The sequence below is a fragment of the Paraburkholderia sp. RL17-347-BIC-D genome, from assembly GCF_046027915.1.
Lineage (GTDB): Bacteria > Pseudomonadota > Gammaproteobacteria > Burkholderiales > Burkholderiaceae > Paraburkholderia.
The window spans coordinates 1-14,286 of sequence record NZ_JARESS010000099.1; the positions used below are offsets into that span (position 1 = coordinate 1).

General features: G+C 57.2%; 14 protein-coding genes. 8 read left to right on the forward strand and 6 right to left on the reverse strand.

Features of this window, described 5'->3' with window-relative positions:
• A partial coding sequence (locus P0D96_RS46005; protein ID WP_459252709.1) for an AI-2E family transporter occupies positions 1-487 on the reverse strand: 487 nt, incomplete at its 3' end.
• A 336-nt stretch (positions 488-823) separates the two neighbouring features.
• Here P0D96_RS46005 and P0D96_RS46010 point away from each other — a divergent pair.
• Together P0D96_RS46010 and P0D96_RS46015 are read left to right on the forward strand one after the other, a co-directional pair.
• Positions 824-1,012: a hypothetical protein gene (locus P0D96_RS46010; RefSeq protein ID WP_408320832.1), complete on the forward strand. Its 189-nt coding sequence runs from the start codon at positions 824-826 to the stop codon at positions 1,010-1,012.
• 293 nt (positions 1,013-1,305) lie between these two features.
• Positions 1,306-1,842 carry a DUF4142 domain-containing protein gene (locus P0D96_RS46015; protein WP_408183387.1) on the forward strand — a complete coding sequence of 179 codons (537 nt, stop codon included), beginning with the start codon at positions 1,306-1,308 and terminating at the stop codon, positions 1,840-1,842.
• A gap of 637 nt (positions 1,843-2,479) precedes the next feature.
• Here P0D96_RS46015 and P0D96_RS46020 read toward each other — a convergent pair.
• Positions 2,480-3,877 carry an MFS transporter gene (locus P0D96_RS46020; RefSeq protein ID WP_408320816.1) on the reverse strand — a complete coding sequence of 466 codons (1,398 nt, stop codon included), beginning with the start codon at positions 3,875-3,877 and terminating at the stop codon, positions 2,480-2,482.
• 572 nt (positions 3,878-4,449) lie between these two features.
• Here P0D96_RS46020 and P0D96_RS46025 point away from each other — a divergent pair.
• Positions 4,450-5,988, forward strand: a complete 1,539-nt coding sequence (locus tag P0D96_RS46025; protein ID WP_408320818.1) for a beta-glucosidase — start codon at positions 4,450-4,452, stop codon at positions 5,986-5,988.
• A 58-nt stretch (positions 5,989-6,046) separates the two neighbouring features.
• Entirely contained in the window at positions 6,047-7,099 is a 1,053-nt protein-coding gene (locus P0D96_RS46030) for a LacI family DNA-binding transcriptional regulator (RefSeq protein WP_408183383.1), read from the forward strand.
• A gap of 346 nt (positions 7,100-7,445) precedes the next feature.
• On the opposite strand, the gene P0D96_RS46035 is transcribed toward P0D96_RS46030, so the two are convergent.
• A complete protein-coding gene (locus P0D96_RS46035; protein WP_408320830.1) occupies positions 7,446-8,168 on the reverse strand; it encodes an IS6 family transposase in 723 nt (240 codons plus the stop codon).
• Positions 8,169-8,618: 450 nt separating this feature from the next.
• On the opposite strand from P0D96_RS46035, the gene P0D96_RS46040 reads away from it, so the two are divergent.
• The gene (locus tag P0D96_RS46040) at positions 8,619-9,005 is read left to right on the forward strand and encodes a potassium channel family protein (protein WP_408183380.1); all 387 of its coding nucleotides are present in this window, start codon (positions 8,619-8,621) and stop codon (positions 9,003-9,005) included.
• 360 nt (positions 9,006-9,365) lie between these two features.
• On the opposite strand, the gene P0D96_RS46045 is transcribed toward P0D96_RS46040, so the two are convergent.
• Positions 9,366-9,683 (reverse strand): hypothetical protein, encoded by a 318-nt coding sequence (locus P0D96_RS46045; protein ID WP_408183379.1) that lies wholly within the window; start codon positions 9,681-9,683, stop codon positions 9,366-9,368.
• A 790-nt stretch (positions 9,684-10,473) separates the two neighbouring features.
• Here P0D96_RS46045 and P0D96_RS46050 point away from each other — a divergent pair.
• Entirely contained in the window at positions 10,474-10,977 is a 504-nt protein-coding gene (locus P0D96_RS46050) for a hypothetical protein (protein ID WP_408320820.1), read from the forward strand.
• Here P0D96_RS46050 and P0D96_RS46055 read toward each other — a convergent pair.
• Positions 10,929-11,366 (reverse strand): cupin domain-containing protein, encoded by a 438-nt coding sequence (locus P0D96_RS46055; RefSeq protein WP_408320822.1) that lies wholly within the window; start codon positions 11,364-11,366, stop codon positions 10,929-10,931. The two genes, P0D96_RS46050 and P0D96_RS46055, sit on opposite strands and share 49 nt — an antisense overlap.
• 440 nt (positions 11,367-11,806) lie before the next feature.
• Between P0D96_RS46055 and P0D96_RS46060 the strand changes: the two genes are divergently transcribed.
• Positions 11,807-12,259 (forward strand): GlcG/HbpS family heme-binding protein, encoded by a 453-nt coding sequence (locus P0D96_RS46060; RefSeq protein ID WP_408320824.1) that lies wholly within the window; start codon positions 11,807-11,809, stop codon positions 12,257-12,259.
• 82 nt (positions 12,260-12,341) lie between these two features.
• The gene (locus P0D96_RS46065; protein WP_408320826.1) at positions 12,342-13,799 is read left to right on the forward strand and encodes a mechanosensitive ion channel domain-containing protein; all 1,458 of its coding nucleotides are present in this window, start codon (positions 12,342-12,344) and stop codon (positions 13,797-13,799) included.
• Positions 13,800-13,928: 129 nt separating this feature from the next.
• Here P0D96_RS46065 and P0D96_RS46070 read toward each other — a convergent pair.
• The coding region (locus P0D96_RS46070; RefSeq protein WP_408320828.1) for a VOC family protein at positions 13,929-14,286 on the reverse strand (358 nt) is incomplete at its 5' end.

Here is a 14,286-nt window from a genome sequence, read left to right on the forward strand (position 1 = left end):
AGCCGACCGTGCCGGCTTGCGAGAGCAGCCATTTCGCGGCTATCAGCGCATAAGGCTGCACTTGTGCAAGGATGCCACCGCGACCTGCGTCGGACAGGCGCTGCCACTCGCGTGCGAGGCCTTCGCCGGCGAGCGGCACCTGATGCAGCCAGCTGGGCGGGGGAGGCAGCGAGTAGTTCGGCAGCGCCTCGGCTTGGTCGACAATGTCGCCGCCGTGCTCGGCGATCGTCGACACCGCCCCGTACAGCGGCAGCACGATCACGACCAGCAGGCCGATCAGCATCACGGTGACGGCGATCCAGCGACGGCCACCGACGCGCTTTTCGATACCGATCATCACGGGCCAGGTGGCAACGACGATCATCGTCGCCCAGATCAGCGCCGGCAGAAACGGACGGACGATATAAAGACTGCCGAAGATCAGCAGCGACAGAATCACGATGATCAGCAGGATGCGGGCAATATCCGCTTGCGGTCGCGACTTCACGTCATTCTCCTGACACGCGATCAGGCCAAAGCCGCGCGGGGGCATGCGGTCCGGTGGCGCATACCGCCGACAGGGCCGCGCGATGGGCTGCGGGAAGGTGGGCGGCAATCGAGTGCTCCCGCAGACAAGATTTCTCGCCCACTCAGCCTATAACCTTCGAAGAACCGCCGCCATTGGACCTTGGTTCAATGGACTGGTCCGCGAGAAACAAGGAGCTGCCCAGGAAGGACCATGAAAAGGCATTGAGGCGGCTGCGCGTGGAACTGTTTAAAGCTGCCGCGACAGTTCGTGCGTTAGGGCCTGTCGCGTGTGTGTGGTGCAGGACACTACTCCTCGATGCGGGCCTCCATCACAGAGGTCATCGCGGAGCCGCGCCGTTCTGCTCCCGTGACCAGCCTTGGCGATCTGATCGGTATTGAGCCGATCGCAGAGGCGCTGATCAAGACGCTCGCAGGTAAGGCACGAACCGGTCGTCCTGACGAAATGAAAGCGCTGGAACTATTGCGGCAGATCGTGTCGCTCTGACCTGAATCGGCAGTTCAGCAGAACTCCGTGGCGGCGGGGCTGCCCGCAGAACGGCACGCCCTTTCCGCAGACGCCACGGACCCGGTCGTTGAGAAGAGAAACCTGCCTCTTCTCATCGCAGCCCTGATTGCTTGCGCCGGCTGGAGCCGAGCTCTGGAAGCTGCGGGCAACTCGCGTGGCGTTCTTTGTTCGTCTGGTGCACTCGTCGGCTCGCCGGTATAGCATGTCAACTGTGCTGCCGACGTGCAGCTTGAACGGTGCGTCAACGACCGGAACACAAGTTCAGGTGAGCAATGAATGTGAAATGTACCGCTGGAGCGCTGCTGCTCCTCGCATCATCCATTTGCGCATTTGGTCAGGATGACGGGCTGACCAATGCACAGATCGTCGGTATCATCCTTGTGGCGAATCAGGCGGAAATCGCGGCAGGGCAAATAGCCTTGCGCAGAACTCGGTTGAGAGGCGTGCAAAGCTTCGCGAGCCGGATGGTTGACGAGCATGGACAGGTCATTCAGGAAACCGCCGAATTGCTGCAGAGACTCGGAGCGACTCCACAACGAAGCAAGATCAGCGATGCGCTGACGCGGCAGAGCTACGATGACCTCGCAAGGCTTAACGAAGTCGGAATTTACGATTTCGACCAGACTTACCTTGATCGCGAGGTCATTGTCCTGCATCAGCTGGTCAAAACGGTAGACACCTTCATTCGGACCACGACCAGCATGGAACTGAAGACACTGCTCGTCCAGTCTCGCCCGTCGTTCATTTTTCATCTGGACCAGGCTCAACGATTGCAGCTGACACTGGAACGGCCGGGGTTTCGTCGATGATCTGTACGGCCTTGTCAAGTTGACGAGCGTCGGCTGTTTGCCTAGTCAAAAAGTAGTCATCCTTATCAGATAGCTTCCTCGACTGCGACATTGACGCTCCAATTGTTGGTGTTCACAAATGTTGAAGTTCGCAAATTCTGCTAATGATGTCCGTTGAAGCGCAAATCGTGCCCATTCATTCTGCTAGCGCGGCTTTTCTACCACAACGCGAACTCACTGCCCGACACGACTGACCAAGCGCAGGACGACGCCGTGCTGACCAACATCCACACAAGGGGATGTTGAAGGCCCGATGTGGCACACAAAGTGCCGTACGGTATGAAGTTTTTGATCTGCGCACTGAGATGTGCACCTTCCGAAGATCAAAAAAATGACCTCCGGTATTTGCACTTGCTGCCACTTCAAGCGAATGCACCTATCGCGCTCCTCTACAACCGCATTAGCCGAATTAGCGGACACGACGAACGCGTTAGCAAAATCAACGGACGTCCGAGCGTGTTGCGTTGCTGAAATGCAACGCCTAGAAAGACGTGCGAAACCGCTGCTATGCCTTATTTTGCGGCGTCAAAATACAGTCTTACATTAGCGTAGTCTATGGACACGATTAGCAGTTTTTAAGGACTTCAACATTCGACGACTAACGCACACCTCTGATCTGCTGAGTAACACATGCAGCAACGACTGCGAACACGGCCGCCGCGCCGAAGAGAGCAGCATAGTTGCCGGTCGTGCCTGTCGCGCCGATTTTCAATAGGACCGGGGCAAGCACGGGAGCGATCGTCTGCGGAATCGTGCTCGATAGATTGAAGAAACCCATGCCCCTCGCTGCCTGTTCACTGCTGTCAGGCAAAACCTCCGATACCAGAGCGTAGTCGACGCCCAGATACATCCCTTGGGCCAAGCCAGCAACGCCGACCCCAACCACGAACTGACTAACTGATCCGGCGTACGCGACAATAACCATTGCGACTGCGAAAAGCAAAGAGGCAGCGACGACGAACGGTTTGCGGCGGCCAACTTTATCGGAGAGCCATCCGGACGGGATGCTGGAGGCCGCAATGCAGAGGGCTAGCGTGAACATCGCTACGGTGAGCACTGGGGCGACGGTTTTCGTCGTGTAGTGCAGAGTGTCAATAAGGAAATATGTTTTGTACGTCGTCAGGCTGTACAGTGACGTCCAGACCAGAAATCGACCCAACCACGCCAATGCGAAATCGCGGTGTCTGACTGGATTGATCCACAGCGACGATGCGATGGACTTCAGCGACAACGGCACCACCTCGTCCTTGCTCCTGGGCTTCTCGCGCAGGGTCAGCAAAAACGGCAAAACCATCAGCGCACCAACCACGGCCGGCCAAACAAAAGGCCCGTATCCCTCTGTGCCAGCAAGCTGTATGAGGAAGACGCCTCCGACTACGCCTACCTGCGTGGTCATTCCCATCCATCCAGACACCTTGCCGCGCATTTCGGTCGGAACGCGCTCTGGCAAGACTGCGATTGTAGCGGCGATCGCAGCGTTGAAGCAGAGCTGCGCGGCGACCCACCCGACTGTCACCATGTTGACGGTGGTGGCGAAAAACCCGATAAAAAAGATCGACAACGTGCCACCGATCATGCCGCCAATGATAAAAGGACGCCGTTGCCCGAACCGCGAGGTCGAACTATCGCTTAGCGCGCCAAAAATGGGATTGGCAAAAAGGGCGGCAAGGGCGCCAAGACTCGCAACAAACGCCAGCGAAGTGCCCTTATGTGCGGGATCGATCTGCCCTACCCGAAGGGCAAGCGTAACCGATGCAGGCGTGATGAGCGCCACCCAGATCCCGATGATCGCTGCGATATACCGAGCGACGAACCAGCCGGTGATCTGCTGACCCGTGAGCCGAATATTGCGCTCGGGGGCGCTTTCCTGTCCTTGCCGAACGCCCGAGGTTTTGACGCCTGGAAACCTGCCCCCTTCTTCCACGTCAGAGTACGCTCTCACGTTGAATCTCCTAAGCAATAGATTTTCCGCCACAGCAACTTGCGACGGACTCATCGTTTTATCCGCTCCGACGGCGCCACTCTCCCGAGATAAGCGACAGCTCGTTACGACGTCGCTTTCACGGGATTAGGTGCCTGCGCGATTCACGCTTGGTTCAAGGCACGCCGGAACATAGAACGCCCGAATGCGACGGCGTTTCCACGAGACATCCGTCGAAGAAGCGCGCTTTCTGCGCCCTGTTCCGGGAATCTGTGTTTTATGACAGCGCTGTCATGTTCTTTGAGTTCTTAGTAGGTGTCAAACGGGTAAATACCCTAGTTTCAGATGACGGGAACGCCACAGGCTCTGCGCGTCCGGCGAGTTTTTTGCTCCTGCCTCGGGCCAAATCAGCGATCCCCCCGGCGGCCGGCAGGCAGGTGTGACGGCCGCCAACGCGAAAGCGATTACCACCGCGAACTTCGAGTCCGAGCGAACCGCTCCGAGCGAAAGACGTCGAGTAGTCGAGGTGACTAGGGGAATCTACCACCTCAGAATTGGCGATTTCTCGGCTAATATGACAGCGCTGTCATAAAAAATGTTGCAGTCAGCAAGACAACCCTCGATAAGGACGGAAAGTCGCCATAGCGATGTTTGCTCATTCCGACTTCAGCGCTCTCGCCGTTACTCGCGAGCCGCCCTCCCGGGCAAATCTTACTGACGCGAACATAGCGGCGTCATTGACTCTTTTTTTCAACGTAGTGGGAGATATCGTGAGCTTTCCAAAGGATTTCGTCTGGGGCGCGGCTACCGCGGCTTTTCAAATTGAAGGCGCAAATACCGAAGACGGTCGTGGTGAGAGTATCTGGGATCGCTTCTGCTTGACGCCGGGAAACATTGCGGATGATACGGACGGCAGCCAGGCGTGCGACCACTACCACCGCTGGCCAGAGGATCTGGATCTTGCCAAATGGCTGAACCTCAACGCCTGGCGCTTTTCCGTCGCCTGGCCCCGCATCCAGCCCACGGCTGACGGCAAAGTCAACCAGAAAGGCCTGGATTTCTATAGCCGCCTGGTCGATGGAATGCTCGAACGGGGTCTCGCACCGTTCCTGACTCTTTATCATTGGGACCTTCCTCAATATCTGCAGGACAAAGGCGGTTGGGGATCACGGGAAACTGTCGACCGCTACGTTGAGTACGCCAGTATCGTGGGCCGTGCGCTCGGCGACCGCGTCGCGTCAATCGCGACGTTCAATGAACCATTTGTAACGGCTTACCTCGGGCACTGGATGGGCGTCCATGCGCCCGGCATCCAGGATCCAGCCACGTCGGTCCAGGCGACGCACCATCAGTTGCTCTCTCATGGGCGGGCGGTTCGGGCGCTTCGTGAAGAAGGCGTGAAAGCGCCGTTGGGAATTGTCTTGAATCTCGCACCAGCGCATCCGGCAAGCCAGCGCCCGGAAGACATCCGCGCGACCGACCGGCACGACATTGCTCAGAACCGCCTCTATCTGGACGGGCTGTTTCTGGGAGAATATCCTGAACGGTGTTCGGAGCTGTTGGGCGTCGAGCCAAAGGTCGTTGAAGGCGACATGGAGATCATTTCGACGCCGATCGACTTTCTCGGGGTCAACTACTATCGGCGCGCTATCGGTAGCGCGCAAAGCGTACCATCGCCGCATTTTCTGCGAAAGGAAAACCGGCAAGATCTCGCGCAGGTCCAGCAACAGGGCGAATCTTCGAACATTGCCGATGCCACGCGAGACACGGAATTCAAGCGCACGGTGCAGTTGCCCCCAGGTGCCCAAATTACGGCCATGGGATGGGAGGTATACCATGAGGGGCTACGCGAATGCCTGGAAGATATCAAACGTCGCTATTCGAACGCACCGCCGATCTATATCACGGAAAGTGGCGCGGCATTCGATGACGAGATTTTCGACGGGCGAGTAGCTGATTCGCGCAGGACGGCATACATTCAGGGGCAAATCGCGGCTCTCGGACGCGCGATGGACAATGGCGTCGACGTTCGCGGATACTTCGTCTGGTCTCTGCTCGATAATTTCGAGTGGGCTCTTGGCTACTCCAAACGTTTTGGCATTACTTATGTCGACTATACGACGCAGCAACGCACTCCGAAAGAAAGCGCCCTCTGGTATCGACACTTTGTCGGAACACAGCGTTGAACAAAACTCGCCTGGCTCGGCGAAGCATGTAGCGAAACGCGACGCAGGAATGAAGTCCGTGACAATCACGGACGTCGCAAAACGGGCGGGCGTCTCTATGAAAACAGTCTCGCGCGTGCTCAATAATGAGCCGTACGTGAATGAGGCCACGCGCGAGCTCGTTCTTGGCGCAGCTGCGGAGCTCGGCTATGCCCCGAACCCGTCGGCACAGAATCTCGCGCGCGGCGTTAGTCATACAATCGGGCTGGCCTATGCGACGGCTGTTGCGGGATCCAGCGCCGTAATTCCTCATTATTCCCAAGGTATTCAGGTAGGCGCACTCGAGGCGTGCGAACAGCGCGACTTCGGAGTCTTGCTCCTACCCTGCGCACGGGACAACCCTGATCCAGCGGAAGAAATTGTCCGGAAGGCGAGAGGTCGAAGGGTCAGCGGTCTTATTGTCGCGGCACCCGTTTGCAATCTTCCTGGGGTCATTCCTGCATTGCAAGCTAGCCAAATCCCCTATGTTTGCGTCAGTCCCAATGCACTCGAAGATGGAGCGGGCAGCGTAAGTGTCAATGACCGAGAGGCGGCACGTTTGATGACGGAGCACATCCTCAGGCTTGGACACCGGCGGATCGCGTTCATACGTGGGCCGCATCTTTCCAGGGACAGCGATGAGCGCCTCGCGGGCTATGAGGAAGCGATGAAACAAGCGGGGGTGAAGGTCGATCCCCGGTGGATCGTCACTGGCAACCACATGTTCGAATCAGGCGTTACAAATGGGGAAAAGCTGTTAGCGCTTGAGCCTCGCCCGACCGCTGTTTTTGCAAGTAACGATGATATGGCTGCTGGAGTGATGCATGCGGCGTACCGCATGGGACTGTCGCTACCAGGGGACGTGTCAATCGCCGGGTTTGATGACTCTGATATAGCTCGCACCGTTTGGCCACCACTAACCACCATTCACCAACCGTTGCTGGAGATGGCCGCGAAGGCAGTGGATGCCCTCGTAACCAAGGTGAGAGGCCGAGGCAATGACGACTGCGTATCGATGTTGAAGCCTTTCGTCTTCGACTGCGCTTTGGTGGTCCGTGGCTCAGTCGCGCCGTTGAAGCAACCCGAGGAGTGAAGTTTATAATTTGTTGCCCGGACCTCCGCCCGAACCTCTTCGAGGTCGTGGCCGGAATCCGCAAGGTTGTGACCGCCCACAATTCGGCGTCTATGAGTTCTTTGGGCATTGCTTCGTGTCAGGCAAAGAAGACACAAAGTTAACACGGCATTGTCAGGTCGTTGGGTCAGCCACGTCACATGGGCGTGACAACAGCCACTCTGCATCGAATATGAAGCCCAATGCCGGGGTCAGTCGTCGCTCATCGAGGCTGAGGATCGGAAAGCGCGGCGCAATGAGCGCGGACGCCGGTTGTGTCGCGATAAGGCGGTCGGAACGAGCAAGTCCCAATATAATTAGGGATGCATTACATGATCAGCGAGTAGAACGGCGCGGCAACCGTTCGGTCGACGCCGTCGTCTTTCATCTGCCCCTTGCGGATCATGTGCATGAGTTCGATGCCGGCCAGGATGATGCGAGCACACCGGAAATCCTTGAGCCCCATCATTGGTTTGATGATGCGTTTGATGGCGCGGTGATTCTGCTCCACTATGTAATTCAGGTACGTGTTCTGACGGACCATGATCGGTGTCGACCGCTCGGCGTTAAGTGCTTCGAGCGCGGCCAGATTGGCGCCGCTCTTATCCACGGCAATCGTTTCGGGCTCACCGTTCTGGTCAATCGCCTTCTCGAAGTAGCGGCACGCAGCAGCCTTGTCACGGTGGGCGCGCAACAGGAAATCAACCGTGTTGCCCTGCTTGTCGACGGCGCGGTACAGGTACTTCCATTGGCCTTTGACCTTGACGTAGGTTTCGTCCATCCTCCAGCTCTTGCCAATCGCTCGCTTGTGCCGTCGAAACGCCTTTTCGAACAACGGCACGAGCTTGATGACCCAGCGGTGCACGCTCGAATGATCCACCTCAATGCCCCGTTCGGCCATCATCTCTTCGAGGTTGCGCAGGCTCAGCGAGTACGCCACATACCAGCGCACACACAGCTGAATCAAGTCCAATGGATAGTGCAGTCGCTTCAGTACCTTGCCAATGCCAGCGGGCGGTGCCTTGCGTGGCGTCCTCGTCTTTGCCATCATGCTCATCATGCGTTACGGTCCGACCGAATCTACTTCACCGCGTTAACTCGACAGAGCCACAGACACTTCCCTTTCGAAGCCATATCGTTTCTCCAGGACGAGTTGCTGAACCGGTTGCCGTGAATTGCCCGGCAGGACGGTCATCCGGACTGCGGTCACATCGAGGTCCGCAGTGCAATCGCCAAGCCGTATTGACAAACTGAACGGTTCCAAGTCCCGAACTCCCGGTGATAGTTGGCTTGGCGAAGAACGGCTATTACATGTATATGCAATGAATCCAGCGAGGCTGTTGGCGCTCGACGCTTGTTCAGCCACGACGGCAGACACCCGCACTTGCCTCGGATTACGTAAACATGCAATATCTCCGCCGGACACAACGTTTTATGTTGGTTCTGTGGACGCGGCTCTCTCTCAAAGAGAGCCCGAATCAACCTGACAGGCTTAAGAGACATGGATAGTGGCAACGAGGACAACCTTCACGCCAAGATCTCGCCGCGTACTGCGGCTGCTGAGGTTGCCAAGGTCCTCTGGCACCTGCGCCGCATTCTGGCCATTCTGGTCGTGCTTTTCTTCTTTCTGTCGATCGCGATGTATTACGGTGGAGGGGCCGTCAACACGGTCACACGTACGCAGTCATCTCTGGGCGAGACGTTCTATTTTTGCGCGGTCACTGCGCTGACCATCGGCTACGGCGACGTCGTGCCGACCACTACGCTTGGTCGGATCATCGCGGTTTTGCTTGCTTTCATCGGCGTGTTGATGACGGGGGTAATTACTGGCTCGACTGTTTACGGTATTCAGGTGGCTGCCCAGCGGGCTGGCCTACGGCCAGGCTAGATATGAGGACTCGACGGGCTTCGCCTAAGCATTGCCCAAGACTAAGGGTGTTCCTCGGCCTGGGGTGTCATTCACGTCATCAAGTTCAAGGCCGTCGGGGGACGGCAAGCCCAAAGTCGCGGTTCAGCTTGCCCGGCGCCTAGCCCCGGTCCGCGAGGACAGGATGTGTACGGCGAGCTCGTGCTGGTCCCAATACATCTTGTCCAGTCGATACTTCATGCCCGTCAGCATCAATTCGATCGCGCCGGCTGTCAAATGACTTAAAGTCGTCCGGACCCGAAGACCAGTCTATAAAGCACAGCGAGCACTGCTGGACAACTTTGCGTCAATTTTGATGAGAGTGAACCAAACCGTGGGAGGTCAATTCACGCGCGCTCGGCGCGCACTCGGCGAGTTTGCAGCTGCAGAAGTGTTGGTCAACACGGCAAGTGTCTTAACCGAGAATTCTTCGTTGAGAACAGCAACTCTGACTTGTGCCAGGCAGTGCGCTCCCTCGTCCGTCAATCGCATTTGTTGCTTCTTCGCCATGCGATGGCTGACCACCAGATTCACCGCGGACTCGGCAATGCTGCTGATCGGCAGCCCCTTGTGATAGCGCATGCCATAGTTCACGAGCGTACCGGCGTTGTTCTCGTAAAACGAAGTAAAGTCGTCAACACCCGGTTTTGCGTATCGCACACGACAGTTTTGGGGCGTCGATCATTGGAAGCTTCTCAAGCACCGCCCCTGCCACCTGAGCCCGCGAGCTACAGGTCGCAATCGTCAATGCTGTAGGTGGTCAGAATTGCTGCTAGCGAATGTTCATAGGGCGCTAGTATGTTCGTTAATGATGCTAGCGTGCCTTGCACACGCCTGACAATTCATTTCGAACAACGCGCTGAGCCTCGAACCAGCAATACCCCTTACTTAGAGCGGGCGCTTGGCACAGTTGGGTCATCGCGGAACGCCACCATGCGTGTCGTTCAGAATATCCCTTCTTACAAGCAATAAAGTTTGGTCCAGAACTCGTCCACCAAGAACAGAACCTGTTTCTGGCAACGTGACACCCCGCTCAATAAAGATTGCAGATTATGGCAAGCATCTTTCGAATCACATCCGCCGCGAGATTGATATCCGAGACCGCCAAGGACCACGCTCGCAGAGTTACTGAACACGCTTCATCTCGGTTGTTGCACCATCGCAACAGGCATCGAATCGCGCCGATCGTGTCTTCCCTTTACGCAGCGGGGCATTCGACGTCTTAGCCGCTAGCATTCCAGTGAACACGGCTAGCGGCAATTATGAACACCTACAGACGGAGACAATGACACGGTCGAGGAAGGTGACGGAGTTCTGGCTGTGATTGAGCGCCCTGATTGCTGTCTTGCCGAACTGGGCCTGACTCTCGCGGAAGGACGGCCGTTGCTGGCACAGATGCAAGCCGAGCTCATTTCGAAACAGGTGCAGTCGTGCTCTCAGGCCAGACCCATTGTCGGAACTGCGGTTCGGCCTGAGAGCACGAGGACAGCCGCTCGACGGTCTGCGCACCGTCTACGGCAAAGTGACGGTGAAGAGTCCGCGGCTGTGGCCGTGTGCCTGCCAGCGGACTGCGCGGACGGCACAGCACGTAGTGCATCTCCTGTCCAAAGACCTAAGCTGGCGCGTCACTCCGGAGCTTGAATACCTCCAGGCGAAGTGGGCAGCTCATTTGCCATACCGGCAGGCCGCCGCGAACATGCTCAAGGAAGTGCTGCCGCTGGACAAGGGCATTTCGTCCAGCGGCATCCGGAACCGGATTCTTGACATTGGAAAACAGCTCGACACTGACATCGAGCGTGACATCGCGAAACTACCCCAAGCCGTTACAGACGTGCGGATTCGCGAATCCAGCCATGTCGCGGCCGTGAGCGTCGACTCGGACAGCAACAGTAATTCCGGCGAAGCTCAGTCTCCGCTCGGCGCCTGGTTGCGTGGATCGTCGGCAGAATCGTGATAATCGAGGCCGAGCGGCCCAATCGCCATGACCTGCGTGACGTACTCGCCGGATTTGGCCCAGTGGAAGTGCCAGATCTCACCAGGTAGAACGATGACACTGCCCGGTGGATACGCCTCGACCTTGCTCCCATCGAATTGCTCGCCGAGCCCGATATAAAAGATGCCCGACATCACCGTGTAGATGCGGTCTTCCGGGTGCTTGTGGGGCATCAGCTTGACACCCCCGGGCACTTTCACGCGGATCACATAGGGGCCGGGCTCCGAGGGTTCGCCGATAAGGACGGCGAGACGGGCCGAAGGTGGAAAGGCCGGAAACTGCTTCCACTCAATGTCCTCGGACAGAATAGTTTTGAAGGCAGACTCACCCGGTTGATGTGTACGAACCATTGCAATGCTCCATTGACAATCCAGATAAGCAATGAGGCTTTTACTCGAGAATCCGCCTGAACTGCCGAAGCAACATTCCGGTTCCGGCGCCACATCCCTAAAGGCCTCTCGAAAAACCGGCTTCTACGGCATCTAGAATGGCCTGATCACCAAGCACTGTAGATTCCCGATCCGGTTACGCAAATATCGCTCGGTAAAAGGAGTTATTCCTGATACGCCACAATTCACTCCAAACCACCAGTTGCCGGAAGTCGCGGGACGCCTCGGCGCCGAGAACTTCCAGACTCTCGTCATTTGCTCGCTCATTACGAACGTGGTAGCTTAGTTTTACGCCAAAGCCTGCGGGTTCGTCGGCTTCGGAGTGGGGATAATCGCGCAGGCATCAGTGCGTGCATGGCGGAAGTTGTGAGCGACAAAGCAGCGGTCTTCTCGAAAGGCAATTGGCGCGATCCACCTACTATGTCGAGGACGATATGCCAAGACCATACGACACCGTTACGCTCGAAGACGCCAAGCGGATGTTGTCCGCCGCGGAGGCAAAGGCTGCGAGCCTGGAAATCGCTTACAACATCGCGGTGGTCGATGCTGGTGGACATCTGGTGGCTTTCTTGCGCCAGGACGGCGCGCTCATCGGCAGCATCTCACTCGCCATCAATAAGGCGGTGACAGCAAGAATTTTTGAAAAAGCCACAGCTGACCTGGCCAAGCTCGCTCAGGCGGGCATGCCGCTCTTCGGCATCCAGGAGAGTGGTGTAGGTAAGGTTGTCATCTTCGGCGGCGGCATCCCGATCGTCATCAACGGTAGCATTGTCGGTGCGGTCGGAACCAGCGCAGGAACCGTCGAGCAGGACATAGCAGTTGCGGAGGCTGCGTTGGCTGCGCTCGAGGGCTGAACAACGCCGTCCGGTGCAACGCGTGCGATGGGACACGGCGCCCTGCCGCGGGGCCGATTACGATGAAACGAACACGGAAACCATGAGCCATCCATTACTCGCGGGGTACACGCTCGTAATAGTCGACATGCTACTTTGGCGATTCGGGCGTCCGGAGAATGAAAACACCCGGCTATCCATTCGACTGCTTCTTTTCGCTCTGCTGACTCTACTGCTATTCAGCACAGGACTTAACCCCGTTTCGCCAGCACCCGATGTGCATTCATCTGCTCAGCATGTTGCGGAACAGGTTCTTGAAATAATCTGGTGGCTCAACGGGGCGCGCCTGTTGTCACTTGCGCTCGACGCATTGCTGCTGCCGAAGCGGTGGCGTAAGCAGCGTCTTTTTCAGGATGTGTTCGGGGCGGTGGTTTTTCTTGCCGCAATTGTCGCGGCCCTCGCCTTCGTATTGGACTTGCCAATACGAGGCGTGGTCGCAACTTCAGGGGCGTTGGCGATCGTTCTTGGCCTTGCAATCCAGAGCACGCTGAGTGATGTTTTCGCTGGTATCGTCATTAACACGACCGAGCCGTATCAGGTGGGCGACTGGATTGCTATCGACGGTGATGAAGGCAAGGTGCTTGAGATGAACTGGCGTGCAACGCATCTTTTGACGTCACAAGGCAACGTGGTCATCGTGCCAAACGCCCTGGCTGCAAAAACAAAGATCATGAACCATAGCCGGCCGCCCTCGCTGCATGCCATCAGTGTCTTACTGGAGATATCGCCTGAAGAGCGCCCCAGGACTGTTCTCGCAGCACTCGAAAATGCGCTGGCGGCAACATGTTTCATTTTGCAGACACCCGCCCCCCACGCTCAGGTTAAAAAGACAAATGTCAATTCGATTCAGTATGAGGTTACAGCCTATGTCGACGATATGGAAAGGAAACGCCCAGCCTCCAACGATCTGTACGACCTTTGTTATCGACATCTGGCCGCAGCGGGGATTGACCTGCATCCGCTCGGCGTGACGGGGCCCTCCCGCAATCCGATTGATTCCAGGGAACGGCTCCTTCGCAATGTCGACCTGTTCACAGCGCTGGAAGACGACGAGATCAGGCAACTGGCAGCCAGGCTCACACGACGGGAGCTTGACCGCGGACAAGTACTCGTGACTGCAGATACCGCGCCAAATACTTTGAGCATTGTTGATTCCGGCGTGCTGTCTGTGACAGCTGACGAGACCTCCGGCCAGTTTGAAGTGACACGTCTCGGCCCTGGTGATGCCGTTGGTGAGGCGGGCTTGCTTGCTGGCCTGTCGACAAAGGTCCGGATTACCGCGCTCACAAAATGTGCCGCGTATCAACTCCAGAAAGATGACCTTACGCCAATCCTCCAAACCAATCCTGAAGTCGCGAAACGAATGTGCCGAATGTTGTCGCGCCAGGATGCGACGTTGGGCAAGCTGTCTTCCGAGGTCCAGCAGTCCCCTGCTTCCGAACAGTCTGTGTTTCAATGGCTACTTGACGAGGTGCGAAAACTCCACTCGCTGACATTCTAGATTTCGGTCTCCGATCCGTAGCAAAACTAATTTATTCGCTTCGGAACACGGTTTGGCCGATGTCTTGATGCTCAGCCCAAGCGCCGGCAGCGCGCAACCCCAGTCACCATCCCCCTATCGCCGCAATGCCTAATCAGGTGTCGTACTGAAAATCGCTTTCACCACCTCAGTGGTGAATCTAGGGTCGCCCACCTTGATATCTGCGGACAAGCGCGCTGTAATCTCCTGCAAGAGCCAACCGTTGCCATCCGGATCGCTGAACGAAGCGTACGAGGCATAACTTTGCCGTTGCGGATTCAGGCCGCTAACCACGCATTTCGCGTCGGCATGGTGGAACACGCCGCCCGTGTCGTGGAATGGCTCGCTGATCTCGATGCCGCGACGGAGCAGTTCATTGCGCGCGGCCACGATGTCGGAGACGACGAGATGAAGCGCCTGGGCTGAGCCCGGGGCGGCCGCGGTAACGTTCGTGCCGAACATGACTGAG